Below are 25,240 nucleotides of genomic sequence, written 5' to 3'. Positions count from 1 at the left end.
GCCCATGCTCAGTCGACAGCCGGTTTCGGGGTGGGTGAGGATGCGGGACCAGCTGGTCGCCGTGCCCGCGATCCGGCGGGCGGTCTCGGGGTCGATGGGCCCGTAGCCGTCGAGGATGGCGGGTTCGTCGCTTCGGCCCAGCAGGGTCAGCGCCGGCACCGTGATGCTGACCGTGCCGCGGATGCCGTGGCCGAGGCCACTGGGCCCGACACCGTCCAGGAGCAGGTCCCGGTACGCGTCCGCGCGGCGCTGGTCCTTGCTGCGGCAGGGGACAGGGGAGTCGGAGCCGGGCGCCGGGGCGGCGTCAGCGTCGGTGTCGAGGTCTGTGGCGATGTGGCTAAGCCGGTCGTAGATCGCTTGGGCGTCTTCGGCTTTGAGGTAGGCGTTCAGCCACGCCATCCCGTCGGCGTCGGGGCGGAGCACCACCCGGCGCTTGGCGAAGCCGGCGTCGGCGCGGTCTTGCAACGGCACCGGGTGCATCCGTTCGAGGATCCGGCCGGCGACCCGGACGAACTGGGTGGAGGTGAGTTTCTCCGCCGCCGGGAGCACCTTCTCCTCGAACGCGGGCAGGATTTCTTCCGGGACCCCGTCGGTGAGGGTGAGCATCTTCACCGCGTGGCCCCAGGTGATGCTGCCGCGGCTCAGGGCCTGGTGGAAGCCGGGCAGTTGGCCGGTGAGGCGGGCGGCGTCGCAGATCATCATGCCCGCCGTGGTGGCCGTCAGCCGTAGCGCCCCGGCGGCCTCGGCGGCCATGCTGCGGCGGGCGAGCTCCTCGTCGTCCCAGGCCGGGCCGTGCGCGCCGGTATCAGGGTCGTTCCGACCGGACTCGACAGGGTCACCACACAGACCCGCGAGGATGCGCGGTTCATGGCCCAGCCGGTCCAGCTCGGTCAGCAGCCGGGTGCGTTCGGCGTAGCCGGCCGCGATCACTTTCTCGTTCAAGATCAGCGGGTCGATGACCGCGCTGATCGCCGCCGCGACAGGATCCACCGCAGCGCTGACCGCGGGGTCCGAAGCGGCATCGCAGGTGTCGCCGGGGGTGTGATCGGGTGTGGCAGCTGAGGTGGCCATAGGCACAGTGAAGCACCCACCACCGACACTCCCAGGCCCAGAAACCAAGCTGTGGAAAGGTCCGGAAAAACCGGCCTGTGGAGGAGGAGCGATCCTCCCGAAGAGCCCTACAGGTTGCCGATAACCGTGCTCATGACGCGCTCGGCATCGCCGGGCTCGATCATGGCGGGGGAGGAGACCGCCACCCAGTACCCACCGGTGAAGACCTGAGCGGTGCCGGTATCGGCACTGAAGTAGCCCTCTACGTCGGGAGCGCTGCCGTAGGTCGGCACGACTTCGCCGCCGGCCAGGGCCGCATCCTTCAAGGTGTTGGCGAGCGCCTCGTTCGGCATCGCCACTGACACCTCGATGACCTCGCCGCTGGAATTGTTGATCCAGCCGCAGGCGATGCCGTTATAAGTGGTCGCGGTCACGGCCGTGTCACTCGACGCTGAATAACCCGGGTCGACACTCACATTGGGGTTGATCTCGTAGACGTCGTCCGCCGTGAGGACCTGGTCGCAGCTCTTGTCCACGGCGGTGCCTTCGGCTGCCGGCGCAGGGGTGGCCGACGCCGTGGCCGACACCGTGGGTTCCGCCGTGGCGGTGGGCTCCGACGTGGCAGTGCTGGTCGGCTTTGCCGTGGCTGACGCGGTGGGCTCCGTGTCGCCTGCCGGTGCGCATCCGGCCAGGGCGATCAGAGCGAGCGAAGCGCCGGTGAGGGCGAGTGCGGCGCGCAGTCGGCGGCCGGTGGCGAAGGAGGACGAGCTGGAGTGGGTCACTCGTTGACCTTACCAACCGGGACGGCGGGTAAGCTTGTTCGCCGTGACCCCTGCCGAACTCTCCCAGTCCCTGCTCGACCTCGTCAACTCCCTGGTCGAGCGCCGACGAGGCGAAGGGGCGGAGATCGCAGATCTCGGTCTGGTCGCAGCCGACATGTCGCTGGAGCGCCCGCGCAACCGCGACCACGGTGACTGGGCCTCGAGCGTCTCGATGAAGATAGCCAAGCCGCTGGGCACCAACCCGCGCGCCGTGGCCGCCGAACTCGCCGCCGGCCTCGAAGCCATGCCAGAGGTCGCCTCCGTGGAGATCGCCGGCCCCGGCTTCATCAACATCCGCCTCGAGGCATCCGCCGCCGGCGCACTCGCGCAGACCATCGTCAACGCCGGCTCGGTCTACGGCACCGGCCACCTCTACGACGGCATCAAGATCAACCTCGAGTTCGTCTCGGCCAACCCCACCGGCCCCATCCACATGGGTGGCGTGCGCTGGGCAGCCGTCGGCGACAGCCTCGCCCGCGTGCTGATCGCCGAGGGCGCGGATGTGACGCGCGAGTATTACTTCAACGACCACGGCTCGCAGATCGACAGGTTCGCCCGCAGCGTGCTGGCCGCCTACCTGGGTGAGCCCACCCCCGAAGACGGCTACGGCGGAGCGTATATCGGTGACATCGCCGACAAGGTCGTCGAGATCTACGAGGGTGACATCGCCGTCCTGCCCCGCGACGAACAGCAGGAAATCTTCCGCTCCATCGGCGTGGACCTCATGTTCACCGAGATCAAGGAGAAGCTGCACGGCTTCGGGGTCGATTTCGACGTGTTCTTCCACGAAGACTCCCTGCACGAATCCGGCGCCGTCAACCGCGCCATCGAGCGCCTGCGCGAACTCGGCCACATCTTCGAGGAAGATGGCGCCATCTGGCTGCGCACCACCACCTTCGGCGACGACCGCGACCGAGTCATCATCCGCTCGAACGGCGAACCGGCGTACATCTCCGGCGACCTGGGCTATTACCTCGACAAGCGCGAGCGCGGCTTCGACCAGAACCTGATCATGCTCGGCGCCGACCACCACGGCTACATCGGCCGCATGATGGCCATGGTCGAGGCGTTCGGTGACGTGCCCGGCGTGAACCTGCAGATCCTCATCGGCCAGATGGTCAACCTGCTCAAGGGCGGCGAGCCCGTGCGGATGTCCAAGCGCAACGGCACCATCGTCACCCTCGACGACCTCGTCGACGCGGTTGGCGTGGACGCCGGCCGCTACTCGCTGGTGCGTTCCTCGAGCGACTCCCAGCTGGACATCGACCTGGACCTGCTCGGCAAGCGCACCAACGAGAACCCGGTCTTCTACGTGCAGTACGCGCACGCCCGCACGTGCTCCGTCGGCCGCAATGCCGCGGATTCCGGCGTGGACCGCAGTGCGTTCGCCCCCGAACTGCTCACCCACGACAGCGAGTCCGCGCTTCTCGGTGTGCTGCAGGAGTACCCGCGCGTGGTGGCCCAGGCCGCCGAACTACGCGAGCCCCACCGCGTGGCCCGCTACATCGAAGAGGTCGCCGGCTACTACCACCGCTGGTACGACAACTGCCGGGTCATCCCGCTCGGCGACGAGCCGGTCACCGACCTGCACCGCACCCGGCTGTGGCTGAACGACGCCACCGGCCAGGTCATCCGCAACGGCCTGGGTCTGCTCGGCGTCTCCGCGCCGGAGCGCATGTAGGCCGGAGCGCTCCTTCGTGACGAGCTCGACACTGCCCAAACGCCGCCGGCCCGCTCGCCGGCTGCTGGTGACGCTGGTGGTGTTGCTCGCGCTGGTGGGCATCTTCTTCGCCGCCGACGCTGGCCTCCGCGGCTACGCGCAAGACCGCATCGCAAGCGAGATCGATGCCGGCCTGCCCGCCGGTGTCACCGGCGACGTCGAGGCGGCGATCGGCGGCACCTCGGTGATCGCGCAGTACCTCACCGGCAGTTTCGAACGTGTGGAGCTCACCGCGCCGACCCTTTCCGTCAACGGCGTGCCGGCATCCGTATCGATCGTCGCCACCGGCGTGCCCACCGACACTACCCAGCCCATCGACCATGTCAACGGCACCATCGACCTCGACCAGGCCGCCCTCAACACCTTGCTGCAGTCCGCACTGGCCGAAGCGGATGCCGCCCCTGCCGCGCGCAACGCGGAACTCGAGCTCGGCACCGACCAGGTCACCTACACCGGCGAGCTGAGCGTGTTCGGCCTGGCCGTCGGCTACCAGGCCACCGCGACCCCCAGCGTCACCGACGACTCACTCGTGCTCACCCCGACCGACGCGCGGGTGACCTCCGGTGCCGGTGGCCTGGACGTGAGCGGACTGCTGGACCTGGTGCTCGGCAACGAGCCGATCAGCGTGTGCCTGGCCGGTTACCTGCCGCAGGGCGTCACACTCAGCGACGTGCAGACCACAGCGGAGCGCGCACGCATTACGCTGGAGTCGAGCACATTGACGCTCACCGAACAGTCGCTCACCACCCTGGGCAGCTGTTCCACCGCTTGATTCGGCGCGCGCAACTCGCAGTCGCTAGAATTCCGGTAGATTCCCGCGCCTCTTTCGGCGCGTCTCTTCGCTGGCTTCAGGGACCAATCCGGGTTCGCTCGCCACTTCGTGAGACACCCACTTGACTCCTGTGAGGTTTTCACCCGTGGCCCATAATCCACTCGCCCCCGAGTGGCTCAGCTCTCCAGCTGATGCCAACACGCTCGCCGACGGCCTCTGGCCCTACTCCGCGCACCGCTCCGCCGCCGGTGCGATCACGATCGGCGGCGTCAGCGCCCCCGAGCTGGCGGCCGAATTCGGCACCCCGCTGTACGTGATCGACGAGACGGATGCCCGCACCCGCGCCGCGGAGCTGCGCGCCGCGTTCGACACCGAGTTCGCCCGCATCGGCACCACCGTCAAGGTGTACTACGCCGCCAAGGCGTTTCTGTCTACCGAGGTCGCCCGCTGGATGGTGGACGCCGGCCTGAACATCGACGTCTGCAGCGGCGGCGAACTCGCCGTTGCCCTGGCCGCCGGTGTTGAACCCGGCCGGCTCGGCTTCCACGGCAACAACAAGTCGCACGCCGAGATCGACGACGCCACCCGCCTGGGTGTGGGCACGATCATCATCGACAGCCCGGTCGAGATAAACAGGGTCGCCGCGGCGGCCGCCCGGCACGGGGTCGTGCAGAACGTGCGCCTCCGCGTGAACAGCGGCGTGCACGCGCACACCCACGAATTCCTGGCCACCTCGCACGAAGACCAGAAGTTCGGTGTGGTCTTCGAGGACGCCCCGGCCCTGGTCGCGGCGATCCGCGCCGAACCGAGCCTGAACTTCCTCGGCCTGCACTGCCACATCGGCTCACAGATCTTCGGCGTCGACGGCTTCGCCGAGTCGGCGTCGCGCCTGCTCAGCCTGCACGCCGAGCTGCTGACCGACGGCCCGGTACCCGAGCTCAACCTCGGCGGCGGCTTCGGCATCGCCTACACGAGCACCGACGATCCCAGCCCGATCGCCGACCTGGCCGCCGGCCTGGCCGACATCGTCGCCGCCGAATGCGCGCGCCGCGGCATCGCGGTGCCGGTGATCGCCATCGAACCGGGCCGGGTCGTCATCGGACCGGCCGGCGTCACCCTCTACGAGGTGGGTACCACCAAGCCCGTGCGCATCGGCGAGAACACCCGGCTCTACGTGAGCATCGACGGCGGCATGAGCGACAACGCCCGCCCCGCGCTCTACGGCGCCGAGTTCTCGGTGCGGCTCGCCGACCGGGTGTCGGATGCCGAGCCCGCGCTGGTACGCATCGCCGGCAAGCACTGCGAAAGCGGCGACATCGTCGTGGACGCCGACTACCTGCCCGGGGATGTGGCGCCGGGAGATCTGGTGATGGTGCCCGCGACCGGAGCGTACTGCTGGTCGTTGGCGAGCAACTACAACTATCTGGGACGGCCGGCCGTTTTGGCCGTCGTAGACGGAAAGGCCAGGGTCATCGTGCGCGGGGAGACGATTGACGACTTACTGGCGCGGGACGCAGGTCTAGCGAGGTCGACTCACAAGGTCACGACAAGCTCGACCAACGGAACTGGGGCGACAAGCTCGACCAATCAAATGAAGGAAACTACCCGATGATCGAATACCGCAATCTGCGTGTCGCCCTGCTCGGCGGTGGTTCGGTCGGTGCCCAGGTGGCCCGCCTGCTGCTCGAGCACCGCGACGAGCTCGCCAACCGGGTGGGCGCGAGCCTCGAACTCGTCGGCATCCTGGTGCGCGATCTCGACGCCCCACGCACCGTCGACCTGCCCCGTGAGCTGTTCACCACCGACGCGGACTCGCTGATCCTCGGCGCCGACATCGTCATCGAGCTGATGGGCGGCATCGAGCCCGCCCGCAGCTACATCCTCACGGCGATCAACTCCGGCGCCGACGTCGTCACCGCCAATAAGGCGTTGCTCGCCCAGCACGGTGCCGAACTGTTCGAAGCCGCCGACCAGGTGGGCGCCCAGCTCAACTATGAAGCCGCCGTCGCCGGCGCCATCCCTATCGTGCGGCCGCTGCGGGACAGCCTCGCCGGTGACACCGTCAACCGGATTCTCGGCATCGTGAATGGCACTACCAACTTCATCCTCGACCGGATGGATGTGGCCGGCGACAGCCTCGAAGAAGCCCTGGCCACCGCGACCGAACTCGGCTACGCCGAAGCCGACCCCACCGCCGACATCGAAGGTTACGACGCCGCGCAGAAGGCAGCCCTACTGGCCAGCCTGGCGTTCCACACCAACGTGCCCCTCGAGAAGGTCTACCGGGAGGGCATCACCCAGGTCACCCCGCAGCAGATGGAGTCGGCACGGAAGGCCGGCTACGTCGTGAAGCTGCTCGCGATCTGCGAACGCCTCACCGACCCGGAGACCGGCGAACAGGGTGTCTCTGCCCGCGTCTACCCGGCCATGGTGCACCGCGGCCACCCGCTCGCTTCCGTGCACGGCGCGAACAACGCCGTCTTCGTCGAGGCCGAGGCCGCCGGCCCGCTGATGTTCTACGGCGCCGGGGCCGGGGGAGTGCAGACCGCATCCGCCGTGCTCGGCGACCTCGTCTCCGTCGCCCGCCGCCACGTGATGGGCGGCCCTGGCTACGCGGCCTCCAGCCACGCCGACCTGCCGGTGCTCGACATCGGCAAGGTCACCACCCGATACGCCGTCACCCTCGAGGTGACGGATGAGCCCGGCGTGCTCGCCACGATCGCCGGAGTGTTCAGCAAAAACCACGTCTCGCTCGCGCAAGTCGAACAGTCGATGACGCTCGAGCAGCCCGGAACCGCCAGTCACGAGCCCGTGTCGGGCACAGCTACCCTAGTCATTGGAACGCACGAGGCCACGGAGGCTGCGCTTGCCGCGACCGTGAACGACCTTGCCGCGAACAGTGTCGTCACCAATGTCGCATCCGTTTTGAGAGTTGAAGGAGTCTGATGTCCAGCGAACGAGAGACCGGTCAGCACCAAATGGTCAAGACCCCGTCCCGTCAGTGGCGCGGTGTGCTGCGCGAGTATGCCGACAGGTTGAACGTCAGCGACGCCACCCCGATCATCACGCTCGGCGAAGGCGGCACCCCGCTGATCCCCGCCGCCGCGCTCTCCGCGCGCACCGGCGCCAAGGTCTGGGTCAAGTACGAGGGCATGAACCCCACAGGGTCGTTCAAGGACCGTGGCATGACGATGGCCATCTCCAAGGCCGTCGAAGACGGTGCCAAGGCCGTCATCTGCGCCTCCACCGGCAACACCTCAGCGTCGGCCGCCGCCTACGCCACCCACGCCGGCATCAAGGCCGTCGTGCTGGTGCCGGAGGGCAAGATCGCCATGGGCAAGCTCAGCCAGGCCATCGCGCACAACGCACAGCTGCTGCAGGTGCAGGGCAACTTCGACGACTGCCTCGACATCGCCCGCGACCTCGCCAAGAACTACCCCGTGCACCTGGTCAACTCGGTCAACCCCGACCGCATCGAGGGCCAGAAGACCGCCGCGTTCGAGGTCGTCGAGGTGCTCGAAGACGCCCCGGACATCCACATCGTCCCGGTCGGCAACGCCGGCAACTACACCGCCTACTTCCGCGGCTACAGCGAAGAACTCGCTCGCGGCGCCACCACCAAACTGCCCCGGATGTTCGGGTTCCAGGCTGCGGGCAGCGCCCCGATCGTGCTGGGTCACCGCGTGGAGCACCCGGAGACCATCGCCAGCGCCATCCGCATCGGCAACCCGGCGTCGTGGGACCTCGCCCTGAACGCCCGCGAGGTCAGCGACGGCTACTTCGGCGCGATCAGCGACGAGAAGATCCTCGAGGCGTACCGCATCCTCTCCGCCGAGGTGGGCATCTTCGTGGAGCCGGCCTCCGCGATCAGCGTCGCCGGCCTGCTCGAACGTGCCGACGCCGGCCAGATCCCCCAGGGCGCCACCGTGGTGCTCACCGTCACCGGCCACGGCCTGAAGGACCCGCAGTGGGCACTTCGCACCGCGGACGGCAGCGACGTGAAGCCCACGATCGTTCCCGTCGACACCGTCGCCATCGCCGAGCTGCTGGGTCTGGGCCAGAAATGACCACGGCGCTCCCCGTCGTGGGACGCAATGCGCTGGCGGGCCGTTCGGTCGTCGTGAAGGTTCCGGCCACCACCGCGAACCTCGGCCCAGGCTTCGACACCCTCGGCCTGGCCCTGGCGCACTACGACCACCTGCAGGTCGAGGTGACCGACGAGTCCGGCGTGTTCGTCGAGGTGCACGGCGTCGGCGCCGGGGAGGTGCCCACCGACGAGACCAACCTCGTGGTGCGCGCCATCGCGCACACCTTCGCCGCCTACGGGATCCCGTTGCCGGGGCTCAAGTTGGTCGCCGAGAACGTGATCCCGCACGGGCGTGGCATGGGGTCATCCGGTGCCGCCATCGTTTCGGGCATCATGGCCGCCAAAGGCCTGCTCGAGGGCATCGTGGAGATCGACTCCGACGCGCTGCTCGTGCTGGCCACCGAGATGGAGGGGCACCCGGACAACGTGGCGCCCGCCCTGTTCGGCGGCCTGACCATCGCCTGGATGACGCCGGAGGGCCCCAAGCACAAGAAACTGATGGTGCACCGCGGCGTCTCGCCGATGGTCTTCGTGCCCGTGCACGCCATGTCCACCGCTCTGGCCCGCAGCCTGCAGCCGGAGTCGGTGCCGCACGAGGACGCCGTCTTCAACCTGTCGCGCTCGGCGCTGCTCATCGCCGCGCTCATTCAGAGCCCGGAGCTGCTGCTCGCCGCAACCGAGGACAAGCTGCACCAGAGCTACCGGGCCGCGGCGATGCCGGAGACCAACCGTCTGATCACCCTGTTGCGCGAGCACGGTTTCGCGGCCGTCGTCTCCGGCGCCGGCCCGTCGATCCTGGTCCTGGCCAGCGACCCCGGCCAGCGCCTGGTGGCCGCCGACCTGGTGGCCCGGACGAGCGAGACGCCCTGGGAGACGTTGATGCTGGCCGTCGACTTCAAGGGTGCCACGGTCATCCGCACCGACGCCTAGCTTCGGCCGAGACCAGAGCCCTTTCCCGCCTGACGGGAAGGGGCTCTTCTCGCGTGTCGACGCACGCGCGCTGCCGACCGAACCTGCTAGAGTGGTTGCGCACCCGATAGAAACCGCCACCGCGGATCTGTTCTCTGGTGTATTCCCTGTAACTCACTGCTATCGCGTTTTTGTGCGTGGCTGTGTGTGTTCACTCCAGTCCGCCACTGTGTGGGACTGGATCACCCGCAGCCCACCGGCGCTGCAACATCTTCTCTGGCCAATTCGTAAGAGCCAGGGGGAAGGATAAAACTTCGTGACCAACGTCAACCTCCACGCCAACGGCGTGGACATCTCACGCCTGACCACCCTTCGCGTCGCCGAGCTTCAGGCTCTGGCGGGCGAACTGGGTATCCAGGGCGCATCCAAACTTCGTAAAGGAGAGCTCGTGGACGCAATCACCGCGAACCAGTCCCACACGACCGAGTCGGCTGCAGCTACCGACGCCGCCGTCATCGACACCGCCGTCACTGACGTACCCGCGCAGGCTGCCCCGGTAGAGGCCGCCGCTGTCGTCACCGACGCCCCAGCCGAGACCGCGCCCAAGAAGCGGGTCTCCCGCCGGGTGAGCACCGCCACGTCGGCTCCCGCCGTCGCCCACGTCAACGCCGACGGAGATCTGGGCCTCGGCCTGATCGTCCCGGAGACCGCGAAGACCCGCAAGACCACGGCCCCCACCACCTACGCCGGTGCCACCGACAACATCGTCGCCGACGCACCCGTCGTGGAGAAGCCGGTCCGCCAGGCCCGCAAGCGCGCCAGCACCGCCACCATCACCGAGGCCGCCATCGCCGAGGCCGTCGCAACCGCGAACGCCGTCGAGGCCGCTGCTCCGGTCGCCGAGACCACCGCAGCCGTCGCCGCCCCGGCCGCAGAGCCCGCCACCGAGACGCAGGCCGGTTCCGGCCGCAACCGTCGCGGCAACGGTCGCAACGAGAACCGCAACGAATCGCGGAACGAAAACCGCAACGAATCGCGCAACGGCGGACGCAACGGCGGCAACAACCGCAACAACAACAACAGCGCCGCCACCGCCCGCAACGCCTTCGATGCGCGCAGCATGATCGACGCCCAGAACGCCGAAGACGGCTACGAGGCTCCTGAAGAACTCGAAGCCGCACCGGCCGCGACCGACTCGGCCGACTCCGCCGAGAGCACCGAGTCGCGCATCCAGCGTCCGGAGGGCGTCGTGCGTGCCGAACGCTCCGAGCGTGGCGGACGCCAGCGCAACCAGCGCGGTGCACGCGCCGAGCAGCCTGAGCAGGCCGAACCGACCGAGCAGGTTGAACCGGCTGAGCAGGTCGAACCGGCCGAGCAGTCCGACAGCAGCTCCACCGAGCAGTCCGACGAGCAGGCCGAGCAGCCCCGCCAGGGACGCAGCCGCAACCGCAGCCGCGGCGGCGACCGCAACCAGCAGGGCGACCGCAACCAGGGCGACCGTGGCCAGGCTGACCGTGCCCAGGGTGACCGTGCCCCGCAGACGTCGGATGACCGTGGTGCCGAGCGTGGCGACGACCGCCAGCAGAACCAGCGCCAGGCCGGCAACCGCGGCCAGGACCGCCAGCAGCAGGATCGCCAGCAGCAGGACCGCCAGGGCGACCGCCAGCAGAGCGATCGCGCCCAGCAGGAACGCCAGGGCCAGGACCGCAACCAGGGCCTGGACCGCAACTCCGGCCCGGAGGACGAGCTGAACGGTCGCAACAACCGCAGCCGTTTCCGTGACCGCAAGCGTCGCGGCGCCACCGCCAACGACGACTTCGAGCCCGAGCTGACCGACGATGACGTGCTCATCCCGGTCGCCGGCATCCTCGACGTGCTCGACAACTACGCCTTCGTGCGCACCTCCGGCTACCTGCCGGGTGCCAGCGACGTCTACGTCTCGCTCGGCCAGGTCAAGAAGTACAACCTGCGCAAGGGTGACGCCGTCGTCGGCTCGATCCGTCAGCCGCACGAGGGTGACCAGAACGGTCGCCAGAAGTACAACGCGATCGTCAAGGTCGACTCCATCAACGGCTTGACCGTCGAGGAAGCCGCCAGCCGCGTCGAGTTCCAGAAGCTAACCCCGCTCTACCCGCAGGAGCGACTGCGCCTCGAGACCGAGCCGGGCAAGCTGACCCAGCGAATCATCGACCTCGTCGCCCCGATCGGTAAGGGCCAGCGCGGCCTGATCGTCGCGCCGCCCAAGGCCGGCAAGACCATCGTCATGCAGCAGATCGCCAACGCCATCGCCACGAACAACCCCGAGGTCCACCTCATGGTCGTCCTGGTCGACGAGCGCCCCGAAGAGGTCACCGACATGCAGCGCACGGTGAAGGGTGAGGTCATCGCCTCCACCTTCGACCGTCCCGCCGAGGACCACACCACGGTCGCCGAACTGGCCATCGAGCGCGCCAAGCGTCTCGTCGAGCTGGGTCACGACGTTGTCGTGCTGCTCGACTCGATCACCCGTCTGGGCCGTGCCTACAACCTGACGGCCCCGCCGAGCGGCCGGATCCTCTCCGGCGGTGTCGACGCATCCGCGCTGTACCCGCCCAAGCGTTTCTTCGGCGCTGCCCGCAACATCGAGAACGGTGGCTCGCTCACCATCCTCGCCTCCGCACTGGTGGAGACCGGGTCCAAGATGGACGAGGTCATCTTCGAGGAGTTCAAGGGCACCGGCAACATGGAGCTGCGCCTGTCGCGCCACCTGGCCGACAAGCGGATCTTCCCGGCCGTCGACGTCAACGCATCCGGCACCCGCCGCGAAGAAATGCTGATGAGTGCCGATGAGGTCAAGATCACCTGGAAGCTGCGCCGTGCGCTGGCCGGACTCGAACAGCAGCAGGCTCTCGAGGTCATCCTGGGCCGGCTGAAGGAGACCTCGTCCAACGTCGAGTTCCTGATGCAGGTTCAGAAGTCGATGCCGACCCCGAACGGGTCAGACAAGGATCACTGATGTTCGAGTCTGTCCTGACTCTGCAGGCTGAGCACGACGAACTGCAGTCCCAGCTGGCGGACCCGGAATTGCACGCGAATCCGGCCCGTTCCAAAAAGGTCAACCGTCGTTACGCCGAGCTCAGCCGCATCATCGCGGCGTGGAACGAGTGGAAAGAGATTGGCGACAATCTCGAGGCCGCTCGGGAACTCGCCGACGAGGATGAATCGTTCGCCGACGAGATCCCCGGTCTCACCGACCAGCTGGAGGAGGCAGCCGAGAAGCTGCGTCGCCTGCTGATCCCGCGTGACCCGCTGGACGCCCGCGACGTGATCATGGAGATCAAGATGGGGGAGGGCGGTGCGGAATCCGCGCTGTTCGCCGCCGATCTCCTACGCATGTACCTGCACTACGCGGAGTCCAAGCGTTGGAAAACCGAGATCATCGAGCAGACCACCAGCGACCTCGGCGGAATCAAGGACATCCAGTTGGCCATCAAGGGCAATTCGGCTGACCCCGCCGAGGGTGTCTGGGCGCACCTCAAGTACGAGGGTGGCGTGCACCGCGTTCAGAGGGTGCCGGCCACCGAGTCGCAGGGACGCATCCACACCTCGGCGGCGGGCGTTCTCGTCTTCCCCGAGGTCGATGAGCCCGAAGAGGTCGAGCTGCACCCCAACGACCTCAAGATCGACGTCTATCGTTCCAGCGGCCCCGGCGGCCAGTCGGTGAACACCACCGACTCCGCCGTACGGATCACCCACCTTCCCACCGGGATCGTGGTGGCCATGCAGAACGAGAAGAGCCAGCTGCAGAACAAGGAAGCGGGTATGCGGGTCCTCCGCGCCCGCGTCCTCGCCCGGCAGCAGGAAGAGATCGACGAGGCCGCCTCGCTGGTGCGCAAGGGCCAGATCCGCACCATGGACCGGTCAGAGCGCATCCGAACGTACAACTTCCCGGAGAACCGCATCGCGGATCACCGCACCGGGTACAAGGCATACAACCTGGACACCGTGATGAACGGCGCCCTGGATGCCGTTATCGACTCGTGCATCACCGCCGACGAGGCCACGCGCCTCGCCGAGATCGGCGATCACGACTAACACCTGCTGCACCAGAAAGGGCGCCCCTGCTTCGGCCGGGGCGCCCTTTTTTGGTGGCCCGCCGCCCTAAGAAAGCGGTGCGGTCGGGGAGCGCTAGGATCTCAATCATGCCTGGGCCGACCTTTGTCACTGCCGACCCGGGTTCAGCCGCTGCCGCCGCCATGTTGTGGGCCTACTATGAGGACATCGTCGGCCGATATTGGGGGCGGCTCGCGCTGCCCGCTGAGGTCGAGTCCGCGATGGCGGATGAGCCGAGCCACGACCTGCAGGGCGGCACCGGTCTGCTCGTGCTCGGGATGCTGGACCGCGTCCCGGTCGCGTGCGGCGGTGTGCGGTTCGTCGGCGCCGGCATCGGCGAGCTGACTCGCGTCTACGTGGCCGCACAGGCGCGGGGGACCGGCACCGGGGCCGCGCTCCTCGATCATCTGAGCGAGCTGGCGGTGGATGCCGGCCTCACCCAACTTCGGCTCACGGTGCGCACAGACCTCATCGAGGCCCGGCGCCTGTATGCCAGAGCCGGCTACGCGGAGGTCGCTCCGTTCAACACCGAACCCTACGCCGAGCACTGGTTCGCGAAGGACCTGCGCTGACCGCTGCCTACTTGAGCAGGTCGGAGTGGTGGATGGCCGCCACGTCCGGGTGGGCGCGCATCCGGCTTTTCAGCGAGTTCTCGCCGTAGGTGGTGAAGATCGGGTTCTCCGGGTCCACGGTGATGCCGGGGGCGTGCAGTTCCTCCGGCAGGGTGAGCACCGGGATGGTGGCATCCAGCGCCGGGCTGTAGAAGAACGGGATCGAGATGCGGTCGTCGCCGATCAGCGGCGAGATCACCCTGTGCACCGTCGCCTTGAGGTAACCGTCGGTTGCGACCTCGAGCAGTTCGCCGATGTTCACCACGAAGGCGCCGTCGAGCGGGGGAGCGTCGATCCACTCGCCGTCTTTCTCCACCTGCAGCCCGCCCTTGCCCGGCTCGACGAACAGCAGCGTCAGCACGCCGGAGTCCTTGTGGGCGCCTACGCCCTGCCGCGGGGTGGGGTCTGACTTGCCGGGGTAACGCACGATCTTGATCAGCGTGGACGGCTTCACCGCGAACGCCTCGTCGAAGACGTGCTCGTCGGCTCCGAGGGAGAGGGCCCAGGCCTGCATCAGGCGCAGCGCCACGGCGTTGAGCTCCTCACGCCAGGAGGTCATGACCTCTTCCAGCGCGGGCAGGTTCACCGGCCACTGGTTGGGGCCCTCCAGGCGGAGATAGTCGGCGCTGTCCGGGGTGAGCTCCAGGGCGGGGCGCTCCGGTCCGATGTCGATCTGCTCGCGCCAGTCCACCTTGCCCTGGGTGAGTTCGCCGCCCACCCGGGTGTAGCCGCGGAAGTGGGGGCTCTGCAGGTTCTCAATGGCCATCTTGTCGTCCTCGGGCAGGTTGAAGAAAGCCCGTGAGGTGGTCATCACCCGTTCGATGAGATCGGCCGGCACACCATGCCCGGTGAGGTAGAAAAACCCGTACTCGTGGGTGACTTCGCGCAACTGGGCGCGGAAGGCCTCGGCTTCCTCCGCTCCGGCGTCGAGGCGGGACAAGTCAAGGATCGGGAGCGTCGGTGCGGCGGCTGAGGTTGTCATGACAACTATTCTGCCAACAACCAAACGAATTCAGGCCGGTGTTACACCGGATTGCCGAGGTCGAAGAATCTGCGGGTGAACGTCCGCGGTGACGCCCGTGTTCGCAGAAAACCTCGGCGAGCCGGGTTCAGTTGCCGGATTTGAGCAGGCCCCGCGCTGCCTTGATTTCCTCGGCGGAGCCGTGCTGCGCGCGCGCGGGGATTCCGAGCAGGATCGACCGGGCCGGGGCGTCCTTGGTGACGACGGCGTTGGCACCCACGGTGCTCCATTCGCCCAGCGTGATGGGGCCGAGGATCTTGGCGCCTGCGCCCACGGTGACCCCGTCGTGCAGATGGGGGTGCCGCCGGGCACCGACAACAACCCCGTGCCGGCTCTTCCCGCCCAGGGTGACCCCGTGGTACAGCATCACGTCGTCCCCGACCACGGCGGTCTCACCGATCACGACGCCCATGCCGTGGTCGATGAACAGTCGCCGGCCGATGGTCGCCCCGGGGTGGATCTCCACGCCGGTGAGGAACCTGGTGAACTGCGACAACAGCCGGGCCGGCAGGCGCAGGCCTGCCAGCCACAGCCGATGTGTGATCCGGTAGGCCCACACGGCGTGCACGCCGCTGTACGCGAGCACGACCTCCGCCTTGCTGTGCGCGGCAGGGTCGTGCCTCTGCGCCATCGCGATATCCTCGCGAACGCGTGCGAACACTCCCATGCCGGGCACCTGTCTGTAGTCGATCGAGCAGCGGATGGTGCCTAGTCGACGAGGTCTTCGTACAGGACTGTGCTGATGTACCGCTCGCCGAAACCGGGCACGATCACGACGATGGTCTTGCCGGCGTTCTCGGGCAGCTTGGCCTGCTCCAGAGCGGCCCACACTGCGGCGCCTCCCGAGATTCCGGCGAGGATGCCCTCTTCGGTGGCCAGGGCGCGGGCCGTGGCGACGGAGTCGGCGAGGGTCACATCGGTGACCTCGTCGTAGACGTGGGTGTCGAGGACGCTCGGCACGAAGTTGGCGCCGATGCCCTGGATCTTGTGCGGGCCGGGGGCGCCGCCGGTGAGGATAGGGGAGTCCTTGGGCTCTACACCGATCACGCGGACGGACGGCTTCCGCTCCTTGAGCAGCTGGCCGGCGCCGGTAATGGTGCCGCCGGTTCCGATTCCCGCCACGAGCAGGTCCACGGCGCCGTCGGTGTCGTCCCAGATCTCCACCCCGGTGGTGGCCTTGTGGATGGCCGGGTTCGCCGGGTTGTCGAACTGACGGGCCCAAATGGCGCCGGGGGTGGCCGCGACGATTTCCTTGGCCTTCTCCACCGCGCCGCGCATGCCCTCTGAGCCGGGCGTGAGCACAAGCTCGGCGCCGTAGGCGCGCAGCAGGATCTTGCGCTCCTTGCTCATGGTCTCCGGCATCGCCAGGATGACCGAATAGCCGCGGGCGGCGCCGACCATGGCCAGGGCGATGCCGGTGTTGCCGCTGGTGCCCTCCACGATGGTGCCGCCGGGCTTGAGCTCACCGGAGGCTTCGGCGGCGTCGACGATGGCGATGCCGATGCGGTCCTTGACGCTGCTGGACGGGTTGTAGAACTCGAGCTTCGCGAGCACCGTCGCGGTGGAGGTGCCGGGCAGGCGGTTGAGCTTCACCAGCGGGGTGCCGCCGACAGTTTCGGTAATGTCTGAGTAAATCCGTGCGGACATCGGTAGACCTTTCCTGGGGCTCTCCTGGAGCCGACTGGTGCGGATGCTCCGCAGGTGGGTGGTGCCGTAACGAAAGCCGTGCTCTGGCGCGCCTCGTTCAGCCTAGAGCCCCGACGATACCCAGTGGGTGCCCCGGAGTTGCGTAAGATTCCAGTTTGTGACGCCTTCCCCTAGTAACTCCGGCTCCCTGTCCGATATTCCAACGACGATCGAGCGGATGCGGGCCTTCGCCACCTCGGCCCTGACCGGAGCGGGAATCGAAGGCGCCGAGATTGACGCCGACCTATTGATCGGTCACGTCCTCGGTCAGAGCCGCGGGCAGGTTCAGGCCGGCGCCATTATGGGCACCGTCCTCAGCGACACCGATGCGGCAGCCATCGTCGCCCTCGTTCAGCGGCGTGAGAAGCGCGAACCCCTGCAGCACATCACCGGTCGGGCGCCGTTCCGCGGTCTCGAACTCAACGTGGGACCAGGGGTCTTCGTGCCGCGCCCCGAAACAGAGGGGGTCGCCCAGCTGGCCATCGACGCCCTGCGTTCGATGGCCGACCCCGAGCCGATCGGGGTGGACCTGGGCACCGGCAGCGGCGCCATCGCCCTGGCCCTGGCCACCGAGGTGCCGCACGCCCGCGTCTATGCCTGCGAGAACTCGGCCGACGCGTTTCCGTGGACCAGCCGCAACTTCACCGAGGTGGCCGCCGAGAACGCCACCCTGGTCTTCGCCGACCTCGCGGGCGCCTTCACCGAGTTGAACGGCACCGTCTCCGTGGTGGTGTCCAACCCGCCCTACATCCCGGCCGACGCCATCCCCCGCGACCCCGAGGTGCGGCTGTTCGACCCGGCCCACGCCCTCTTCGGCGGGCCGGACGGCCTCGACATCGTGCGCCTGGTGTCCCAGACGGGCCTGCGCCTGCTGCGCGCCGGGGGAGTGCTCGTGATCGAGCACGGCGAACTGCAGGGCGCCGAGATCCGTGCCCTCCTCGACGCCGACGGCTGGCGGGCCACCGCTACCCACCGCGACCTCACCACCCGAGACCGCAGCACCACGGCCCTGCGCCCGTGAGCGTGCACACGACGGGCGAACTCGCGCTCCTCGGTAAGGAGCAACTCGCGGGCTGGCTACTCTCGAGCACCGCCGACTACGTCAACGACCTGGAGGCAGGCGGGCTCAGCCGGGCTGCGGCCGAGAACAAGGCCAACGAATCCTCCCGGCGCGAATTCCCGGGTGGAGTGCCCGCCGCCGGTCAGCACGTCTACGCCATCACGGTGGCGGGCGAGCAGGTTGGCGTGATCTGGCTTTCTGCAGGGCCGGCGGATGACCCCACCAACTGGTGGATCCTGGACGTCGTGGTCTTCGAGCAGTTTCGGGGCCGTGGACACGGCCGCCTGGCGATGCAGCTGGCCGAGACCGAAGCCGCCAGGCACGGTGCGGCCAAGCTCACCCTGAACGTCTTCGCGCGCAATGCCACGGCCCGGGCCCTCTACGCATCCCTGGCGTACGCGCCCACGAAGATCGTGATGGAAAAACACCTCACCGACCCCGCGACCTGAGAGCAAAGCACCCAAAACCCGCCGAAACCGGGCCTTGACTCACAGTTCGCGGCGCCTAGAGCCCGCCCCGGCTCCGTCGACGGGCCCTCACAGGCTGGCTGCACTAGAATCGTGCCCGATGACACGTATCTATGACTGCTCGGTCGATGAGGAACGCTCGACGGGCATGAGACTGGCACGCTCGGCGATCGGCCGCGGTGCGCTCGTCGTCATCCCCACCGACACCGTCTACGGCCTCGCCGCGGACGCATTCAACCCCGAGGCCGTGCAAAAACTGCTCGACGCCAAGGGCCGGGGCCGCCAGTCGCCCCCGCCGGTGCTCATCCCGGGCATCCCCACCCTCGACGCCCTCGCCCAGGACGTGCCAGAGCCCGTGCGCGCCCTGGTCGCCGAGTTCTGGCCCGGCGGTCTCACCGTGGTGCTCACCGCGCAGTCCTCCCTGGTCTGGGACCTGGGCGAGACCCAAGGCACCGTCGCCCTGCGGATGCCCCGCAACCAGGTGGCCCTGGACCTGCTGGCCGAGACTGGCCCACTCGCCGTCTCGAGCGCCAACACCAGCGGCCTGCCCTCGGCCATCGACGTCATCGGCGCAGAAGAGATGCTCGGCATCAGTGTCGCCGTCTACCTCGACGGGGGAGTCGCGGGACTGGACTACGAGCCGATCGGCGACCGCGCCGGCGACACCTCCTCCACAATCGTGGATGCCACCGGCTTCGCCACCAACGGCGGCAAGTTGGTCATCGTGCGGAACGGTGTGATCTCCCGGGCCGCGATCGAGGCCGTCATCGGCGACGCTCTCGCCCCAGTGGACGTGTAATGACCCTTTTCTTCCTGTTGGCTGTGGTGTCGGCGGTCGTGACTTTCGTCATGTCGATCGTGGTGCTCAAGCTCACCCACAAGTACCGGCTGTACCCCAAGATCCGTGAACGTGATGTGCACACCCGGCCCACCCCGCGGCTGGGCGGCATCGCCATGTTCCTGGGCATCCTGGTCGCCTTCGGGGTGTCCTACCTGGTGGCTTCCCAGTTCGCGCCGCTTCGGTTGATCTTCGCCGACCCGCACCAGATCATGGCCATCCTCGGCGCGGCCCTGCTCATCGTGCTGCTCGGTGTCGCGGACGACATCTGGGATCTCGACTGGATGACCAAGCTGCTTGGCCAGTTCATCGCCGCCGGCCTGGTGGCCTGGCAGGGCGTGCAGGTCTTCTCCCTGCCGATCGGCGGACTCACCGTCGGATCGTCCTGGATGTCGATCGTGATCACGGTCATGGCCATCGTCATCGTGATGAACATGATCAACTTCATCGACGGGCTCGACGGGCTGGTCGCCGGGGTCGCGCTCATCGCCAACGGTGTGTTCTTCATCTACAGCTACCTGCTGGTGCGCGACACCTCGCCCACCAACTACTTCAACCTCGCTTCCCTGATCGCCGCGATCCTGGTCGGCGCCTGCGTGGGGTTCCTGCCGGTGAACTGGCGCCCCGCCAAGATGTTCATGGGCGACGCCGGCGCCCTCCTCGTCGGGCTGCTGATGGCCACCTCGGCCATCGCGATCACCGGCCAGGTCGACCCAACGGCCGTCAACCGGTCCCAGCTGTTCCCGGCCTTCATCCCGCTGATCCTGCCGGTGGCGATCCTCATCATCCCGCTGCTCGACTTCGGCCTGGCGGTGTTCAGGCGGGTTCGCGCCGGAAAGTCGCCGTTCAGTGCCGACCGCAAGCACCTGCACCACCGGCTCCTGGACATGGGGCACTCGCACTTGCACGCCGTGCTGATCTTCTACGCCTGGACCGCAGCCGCATCGGTGGGCTGCCTGCTCTACTACCTGCTCCCGGTGTTCTTCGGTCTGCCCACCTGGTGGGCCACCGTCTTCCTGGTGAGCGCCCTGGTTATCTGCACGGTTGTCACCCTCGCCCCGCTGAGCCGCCGCAAGGCCATCGAGGCCGCCAGCCAGCTCGCCCCGGCGACCGGCGCCATCGGCGTCCCCACCATTGCCCGGCTTGATCCCCTCGACGAAGCGTCTGACGCCAAGGAGCCCGTATGACCCCCGCACCCGATTCCCCCGACTCCGCAGGCGCGCCAGCCACACCGACCAGGACGACGCCGGTGGATGCCAAGAAGATCCTCACCGAGGTCCTCAAGTACACCGGACTACTGGCCATCGCGATCGCCGTGATCGGCGGCGGCCTCGGCTACCTGTTCGCCGGAACGGAGGGCCTCATCAGCGCCCTCATCGGCACCGCGCTGGCTGTTCTGTTCGCGTCCATCACCGCCGCCAGCATCATCGGGGCGATGAGGTTCGACATCGCGGCGTTCTTCGGAATCGTCATGGGTGCCTGGCTGCTGAAGATCGTCGTCTTCATCGTCATCCTGGCCCTGCTGCGCGATGCCCCCTTCGTGCAGACGATGGTGCTCTTCCTCACGGTGATCGCCGGGGCCGTCGGCACCATGCTCATCGACGTGATCGTGGTCTTCAAATCACGCCTGGGCTACGCGAGCAATGTCATGCTTCCGAGCGCACCGGATGAGACCGCGCGCTGACCGCGCACCGGTCACGTCGATTAGTCCCCAAGAGCGATTGTTGGTAAAGTGAAAACACTCTCAGGTGGCAGTGTGCGCCCCCGAGCCGTAGACCGAATTCCCCCACTGTCGCCTATGTGCGTCCGCACAGAAACAGGAGATAGCGCTGTTGTCTAACGCTGCGTACTTGCTGATTCCCATGGCATCCGAGGAGGGCGAATTCCACGCTCCGGGGATTGGCGAATTCCTGGGCCTCCCCGCGCTGTTCTTCGCAGACACGCCCTTCGAGATCAACCGCATCATCCTGGTTCGACTGCTGGCCATCGCGCTCATGCTGTTCCTGTTCTGGTTCGCACTGCGCAAGCCCACCCGGGTCCCAGGTCGCAACCAGAGCATCGCGGAGCTCGCCCTCGGCTTCGTCCAGGTGCAGATCGCAGACCAGATCCTGGGCAAGGACATGGGCCGGCGTTACCTGCCCCTCCTGGCCGGGCTGTTCTTCGGCATCCTGGCGATGAACATCACCGGTGTGGTGCCGTTCATGAACATCTCGGGAACATCGATCATCGCGATGCCGCTGCTGCTCGGCCTCGTCGCCTACGTCGTGTTCATCTACGCCGGCATCAAGGCGTTGGGCCCGGGCAAGTTCTTCAAGAACTCGCTCTTCCCCGCCGGTGTGCCGTGGCCGATCTACATCCTGCTCGCGCCGATCGAGTTCATCAACATCTTCATCGTCCGGCCGCTCTCGCTGGCCCTGCGACTCCTACTCAATATGATGGTCGGGCACCTGCTGCTCGTGCTGTGCTTCAGTGCCACGAACTTCTTCTTCTTCACTGCCGGTGGATGGGTCGGACTCTTCGGCGTTGGAACACTCGCGTTCGGGTTCATCTTCACCTTTGTTGAATTCGCCGTCTACATCCTCCAGGCGTACATCTTCACCCTTCTGACCGCCGTGTACGTGCAACAAGCCGTGGCTGAAGAGCACTGACACAACTGAACTGGCTACGTCGACCGACGTCGTTTTTCGATTGAAAGGAAACACCTAGTGGAACCCACCATCCTCGCCGAGATCACCGGCAACATCGCGACCGTCGGTTACGGCCTTGCCGCGATCGGCCCCGGTATCGGCATCGGTATCGTCGCCGGAAAGACCGTTGAAGCCATGGCTCGCCAGCCCGAGCTCGCCGGCCGTCTCCAGGTCACCATGTTCCTCGGCATCGCGTTCACCGAGCTCCTCGCGTTCATCGGTGTTGCCGTATTCTTCATCTTCGTCTAGGGATTACCACAATGCCTGAGCTTGTTCTCGCAGCGGAAGCGGAAACCAACCCGTTTCTTCCTGCCATCTACGACATCACCTGGTCGCTTGTCGTCCTCCTGGTTGTCATGGTCTTCTTTGTACGCTTCGCGATCCCGCGTTTCCGTCAGATCCTTGACGACCGTGCGGAGGCCATCGAAGGGAACATCGCCAAGGCAGACGACGCCCAGCGCAAGGCCGAAGCTGCTCTCGAGCAGTACACCGCCCAGCTGGCCGTTGCCCGCGTCGAAGCCGGCCAGATCCGCGAGCAGGCACGCGCCGACGGTCAGCGCATTCTCGCCGAGCTGCGGGAACAGGCCACGTCAGAGGCCAACCGCATCACGGCAACTGCGAAGGCACAGATTGAGGCCGAGCGTCAGTCCGCTGTCCAGTCGCTGCGCAGTGAAGTCGGATCCCTCGCCATCGACCTCGCCTCCGGCGTGATCGGGGAGAGCCTGAACGACGATGCGCGTGCAAGCGCCATGGTCGAGCGGTTCCTCGCTGACATCGAAGCCACCGAGAACACGGCCCCTTCGGCCGGAAAGAACTAAGACACATGGGAAGCGCCACCAGAGAAGCCTTGGCCACGTCGCGGGCGGCACTCGCCGCCCACGCCGAGTGGGCTGATCTGGCGACGGGTGAGAACCTGTTCGACGCCGGCCGGGTCATCGGTGAGTCGTCTCAGCTTCTCGCCGCTCTCGGCGATTCGTCTGCGGAGGAGTCACACAAGATCGCGCTCGTTCGTGCGGTCTTCGGTGCCACCGTCACGCCCGCCGCTCTCGAATTGCTGCTGAGCGTGGCTGTCGGCCGCTGGTCGAGCCACCAGGATCTGCTGGCCGCGCTCGAAGAGCTGGCGTTGCGGGTGACGGCGGATTCGGCCGAGCCGAACGTGTCGATCCGATCCGAACTGTTCCAGTTCGGTGCGGCGGTGTCCTCGGATGCCGAACTCGAGTTGGCCCTGACCAGCAAGCTGGGTAAGTCCTCAGCCAAGGTCGGACTCATCCAGGCGCTCCTCGCCGACAAGGTGTCGCCCCAGACCCTCGTCATCGTTCGCCACCTGGTGCAGCAGCCTCGCGGCCGCCGTATCGGCGAGCTTCTCACGGATGCGGCCACCATCGTCGCCGATCAGGCCGACAGCATCCTTGCGACGGTCACCGTGGCGGCAGCGCTGCAGCAGGGGCAGTTGGACCGCCTCGCCGCGACGCTCTCGGCCCGGTACGGACGCAACGTCGCCCTCAACCAGGTCATCGACGCATCCGTCATCGGTGGCCTCAAGGTACAGATCGGCGATGACGTCATTGACGGCAGCGTCTCCACCCGTCTCAAGGACTTGAGACTGCAGCTTGCTGGCTAACCTTCGGGTTGCCAGAACACACATATCTCGAGACGGTAACGTGTCGAAAAGACAAAGCCTGTACTGCTGTACAGAAAAGGGAAGATGATGGCAGAACTAACGATCAGCCCCGATGAGATCCGTGACGCTCTCCAGGACTTCGTCAAGTCCTATGAGCCGAACAAGGCCGCAACGACCGAGGTCGGCTACGTCACCACCGCGGGCGATGGCATCGCCCACGTGCAGGGTCTCCCCGGCGTGATGGCCAACGAGCTCATCAAGTTCGCGGACGGCACCCTCGGCCTTGCGCTGAACCTCGACGAAGACGAGATCGGTGTTGTCGTCCTCGGCGAGTTCGCCGGCATCGTCGAAGGCATGGAGGTGTACCGCACCGGCGAGGTCCTCTCCGTTCCCGTCGGCGACGGTTACCTCGGCCGTGTCGTCGACCCGCTCGGCGCCCCGATCGACGGTCTCGGTGAGATCGCCACGGACGGTCGCCGCGCCCTCGAGCTGCAGGCTCCCGGCGTCATGCACCGCAAGAGCGTGCACGAGCCGATGCAGACCGGCATCAAGGCCATCGACGCGATGATCCCGATCGGCCGTGGCCAGCGCCAGCTGATCATCGGTGACCGCCAGACCGGCAAGACCGCCATCGCGGTGGACACCATCATCAACCAGAAGGCCAACTGGGAGTCCGGCGACTCCAACAAGCAGGTTCGCTGCATCTACGTCGCCATCGGCCAGAAGGGCTCCACCATCGCTTCGGTGAAGGGTGCGCTCGAGGATGCCGGAGCGATGGAGTACACGACCATCGTCGCGGCTCCCGCGTCCGACCCGGCCGGCTTCAAGTACCTCGCGCCGTACACCGGCTCGGCCATCGGCCAGCACTGGATGTACGCCGGCAAGCACGTTCTCATCATCTTCGACGACCTGTCCAAGCAGGCCGAGGCCTACCGTGCGGTGTCGCTGCTGCTGCGTCGCCCGCCGGGACGCGAAGCGTACCCCGGCGACGTGTTCTACCTGCACTCCCGTCTGCTCGAGCGTTGTGCCAAGCTCTCCGACGAGCTCGGTGCCGGATCGATGACCGGCCTGCCGATCATCGAGACCAAGGCCAACGACGTTGCCGCCTACATCCCGACCAACGTGATCTCGATCACCGACGGCCAGATCTTCCTGCAGTCCGACCTCTTCAACGCCAACCAGCGCCCCGCGGTCGACGTGGGAATCTCGGTTTCGCGTGTTGGTGGCGACGCCCAGGTCAAGTCGATCAAGAAGGTCTCCGGTACCCTCAAGCTCGAACTGGCCCAGTACCGTTCTCTCGAAGCGTTCTCGATGTTCGCATCTGACCTCGACCCGGCCAGCCGTCGCCAGCTTGCTCGTGGCGCCCGTCTCACCGAGCTGCTCAAGCAGCCGCAGTACTCGCCGTACCCCGTGGAAGACCAGGTCGTTTCGATCTGGGCCGGCACGAACGGCAAGCTGGACGAGGTTCCCCTCGAGGACATCCTGCGTTTCGAACGCGAACTGCTCGACTTCCTCGGTCGCACCACCAGCATCCTCACGACGCTCCGCGACACCAACGTGCTCAGCGACGACACCGTCGCCGAACTGACCACCGCGGTTGACACCTTCAAGCGCGAATTCCAGACCGGTGAGGGCAAGCCCCTGGCTTCCGTCGGCCGTGAAGAGTTCGTCGCAACCAAGGCAGAAGACGTCAACCAGGAAAAGATCGTCAAGCACAAGCGCTGACCGCGCATCCGGTTCGAGCCGCCGCAGGCGGCTCGGACCGGGTACTTGACACTCATCGACACGATATCTAAGC

General features: G+C 67.1%; 24 protein-coding genes. 19 read left to right on the top strand and 5 right to left on the bottom strand.

Annotation, left to right across the window (positions count from 1 at the left end; translation table 11 throughout):
- Positions 1–1,071, bottom strand: a 1,071-nt coding sequence (locus E3T19_RS08115; RefSeq protein ID WP_134408551.1) for a DUF222 domain-containing protein, incomplete at its 3' end; no start/stop codon positions are given.
- A gap of 107 nt (positions 1,072–1,178) precedes the next feature.
- A complete protein-coding gene (locus E3T19_RS08110; protein WP_134408550.1) occupies positions 1,179–1,832 on the bottom strand; it encodes an iron ABC transporter ATP-binding protein in 654 nt (217 codons plus the stop codon).
- Between the two features lie 43 nt (positions 1,833–1,875).
- Between E3T19_RS08110 and argS the strand changes: the two genes are divergently transcribed.
- The 9 genes from argS (at position 1,876) to E3T19_RS08060 (ending at position 14,023) form a co-directional block, all read left to right on the top strand.
- A complete protein-coding gene (gene argS / locus E3T19_RS08105; protein WP_134408549.1) occupies positions 1,876–3,552 on the top strand; it encodes an arginine--tRNA ligase in 1,677 nt (558 codons plus the stop codon).
- Between the two features lie 16 nt (positions 3,553–3,568).
- Positions 3,569–4,363 (top strand): DUF2993 domain-containing protein, encoded by a 795-nt coding sequence (locus tag E3T19_RS08100; RefSeq protein ID WP_134408548.1) that lies wholly within the window; start codon positions 3,569–3,571, stop codon positions 4,361–4,363.
- 145 nt (positions 4,364–4,508) lie between these two features.
- Positions 4,509–5,975, top strand: coding sequence for a diaminopimelate decarboxylase (lysA, locus tag E3T19_RS08095; RefSeq protein ID WP_134408547.1), 1,467 nt, complete (start codon positions 4,509–4,511; stop codon positions 5,973–5,975).
- Positions 5,972–7,309: a homoserine dehydrogenase gene (locus E3T19_RS08090; protein ID WP_088455436.1), complete on the top strand. Its 1,338-nt coding sequence runs from the start codon at positions 5,972–5,974 to the stop codon at positions 7,307–7,309. Before lysA ends, E3T19_RS08090 begins: the two co-directional genes overlap by 4 nt.
- A complete protein-coding gene (gene thrC / locus E3T19_RS08085; RefSeq protein ID WP_370028224.1) occupies positions 7,309–8,430 on the top strand; it encodes a threonine synthase in 1,122 nt (373 codons plus the stop codon). The genes E3T19_RS08090 and thrC overlap by 1 nt, the downstream gene beginning before the upstream one ends.
- Complete coding sequence (gene thrB / locus E3T19_RS08080) at positions 8,427–9,380, top strand: homoserine kinase (RefSeq protein WP_088455437.1); 954 nt, start codon at positions 8,427–8,429, stop codon at positions 9,378–9,380. The genes thrC and thrB overlap by 4 nt, the downstream gene beginning before the upstream one ends.
- 295 nt (positions 9,381–9,675) lie before the next feature.
- The gene (gene rho, locus E3T19_RS19175; RefSeq protein WP_174776707.1) at positions 9,676–12,354 is read left to right on the top strand and encodes a transcription termination factor Rho; all 2,679 of its coding nucleotides are present in this window, start codon (positions 9,676–9,678) and stop codon (positions 12,352–12,354) included.
- Positions 12,354–13,433, top strand: a complete 1,080-nt coding sequence (gene prfA / locus E3T19_RS08065; RefSeq protein ID WP_088455438.1) for a peptide chain release factor 1 — start codon at positions 12,354–12,356, stop codon at positions 13,431–13,433. Before rho ends, prfA begins: the two co-directional genes overlap by 1 nt.
- 107 nt (positions 13,434–13,540) lie before the next feature.
- Positions 13,541–14,023, top strand: coding sequence for a GNAT family N-acetyltransferase (locus tag E3T19_RS08060; protein WP_134408546.1), 483 nt, complete (start codon positions 13,541–13,543; stop codon positions 14,021–14,023).
- Between the two features lie 7 nt (positions 14,024–14,030).
- Here E3T19_RS08060 and E3T19_RS08055 read toward each other — a convergent pair whose 3' ends face one another.
- The 3 genes from E3T19_RS08055 to cysK all read right to left on the bottom strand — a co-directional run bounded on the left by E3T19_RS08055 (position 14,031) and on the right by cysK (position 16,730).
- A complete protein-coding gene (locus E3T19_RS08055) occupies positions 14,031–15,044 on the bottom strand; it encodes an isopenicillin N synthase family oxygenase (RefSeq protein WP_134408545.1) in 1,014 nt (337 codons plus the stop codon).
- Between the two features lie 127 nt (positions 15,045–15,171).
- Positions 15,172–15,750 carry a serine O-acetyltransferase EpsC gene (epsC, locus tag E3T19_RS08050; protein WP_088455441.1) on the bottom strand — a complete coding sequence of 193 codons (579 nt, stop codon included), beginning with the start codon at positions 15,748–15,750 and terminating at the stop codon, positions 15,172–15,174.
- Between the two features lie 41 nt (positions 15,751–15,791).
- Positions 15,792–16,730: a cysteine synthase A gene (gene cysK / locus E3T19_RS08045; RefSeq protein WP_088455442.1), complete on the bottom strand. Its 939-nt coding sequence runs from the start codon at positions 16,728–16,730 to the stop codon at positions 15,792–15,794.
- Positions 16,731–16,947: 217 nt separating this feature from the next.
- On the opposite strand from cysK, the gene prmC reads away from it, so the two are divergent.
- The 10 genes from prmC to atpA all read left to right on the top strand — a co-directional run bounded on the left by prmC (position 16,948) and on the right by atpA (position 25,167).
- Entirely contained in the window at positions 16,948–17,790 is an 843-nt protein-coding gene (gene prmC, locus E3T19_RS08040; RefSeq protein WP_088455443.1) for a peptide chain release factor N(5)-glutamine methyltransferase, read from the top strand.
- Positions 17,787–18,278 (top strand): N-acetyltransferase, encoded by a 492-nt coding sequence (locus E3T19_RS18950; protein ID WP_166788831.1) that lies wholly within the window; start codon positions 17,787–17,789, stop codon positions 18,276–18,278. The genes prmC and E3T19_RS18950 overlap by 4 nt, the downstream gene beginning before the upstream one ends.
- Positions 18,279–18,396: 118 nt before the next feature.
- Entirely contained in the window at positions 18,397–19,095 is a 699-nt protein-coding gene (locus tag E3T19_RS08030) for an L-threonylcarbamoyladenylate synthase (RefSeq protein ID WP_103431192.1), read from the top strand.
- The gene (locus E3T19_RS08025) at positions 19,095–20,321 is read left to right on the top strand and encodes an MraY family glycosyltransferase (protein ID WP_088455445.1); all 1,227 of its coding nucleotides are present in this window, start codon (positions 19,095–19,097) and stop codon (positions 20,319–20,321) included. The genes E3T19_RS08030 and E3T19_RS08025 overlap by 1 nt, the downstream gene beginning before the upstream one ends.
- Positions 20,318–20,818 carry a hypothetical protein gene (locus tag E3T19_RS08020; protein ID WP_088455446.1) on the top strand — a complete coding sequence of 167 codons (501 nt, stop codon included), beginning with the start codon at positions 20,318–20,320 and terminating at the stop codon, positions 20,816–20,818. Before E3T19_RS08025 ends, E3T19_RS08020 begins: the two co-directional genes overlap by 4 nt.
- Positions 20,819–20,996: 178 nt before the next feature.
- Positions 20,997–21,782 (top strand): F0F1 ATP synthase subunit A, encoded by a 786-nt coding sequence (atpB, locus tag E3T19_RS08015; protein ID WP_088455447.1) that lies wholly within the window; start codon positions 20,997–20,999, stop codon positions 21,780–21,782.
- Positions 21,783–21,839: 57 nt separating this feature from the next.
- A complete protein-coding gene (gene atpE, locus E3T19_RS08010) occupies positions 21,840–22,070 on the top strand; it encodes an ATP synthase F0 subunit C (RefSeq protein ID WP_088455448.1) in 231 nt (76 codons plus the stop codon).
- 11 nt (positions 22,071–22,081) lie between these two features.
- Entirely contained in the window at positions 22,082–22,639 is a 558-nt protein-coding gene (locus tag E3T19_RS08005) for a F0F1 ATP synthase subunit B (RefSeq protein WP_088455449.1), read from the top strand.
- Between the two features lie 5 nt (positions 22,640–22,644).
- Positions 22,645–23,442 (top strand): F0F1 ATP synthase subunit delta, encoded by a 798-nt coding sequence (locus E3T19_RS08000; protein WP_088455450.1) that lies wholly within the window; start codon positions 22,645–22,647, stop codon positions 23,440–23,442.
- Positions 23,443–23,529: 87 nt separating this feature from the next.
- Positions 23,530–25,167, top strand: a complete 1,638-nt coding sequence (gene atpA, locus E3T19_RS07995; protein ID WP_103459663.1) for a F0F1 ATP synthase subunit alpha — start codon at positions 23,530–23,532, stop codon at positions 25,165–25,167.
- Positions 25,168–25,240 lie beyond the last annotated feature (73 nt).

This window comes from Cryobacterium sp. TMT4-31, from assembly GCF_004403385.1.
In the GTDB taxonomy this organism is placed as follows: domain Bacteria; phylum Actinomycetota; class Actinomycetes; order Actinomycetales; family Microbacteriaceae; genus Cryobacterium; species Cryobacterium zongtaii.
Note: the sequence above shows the minus strand (reverse complement) of the source record. Positions and strands in the feature narration are given on the sequence as shown.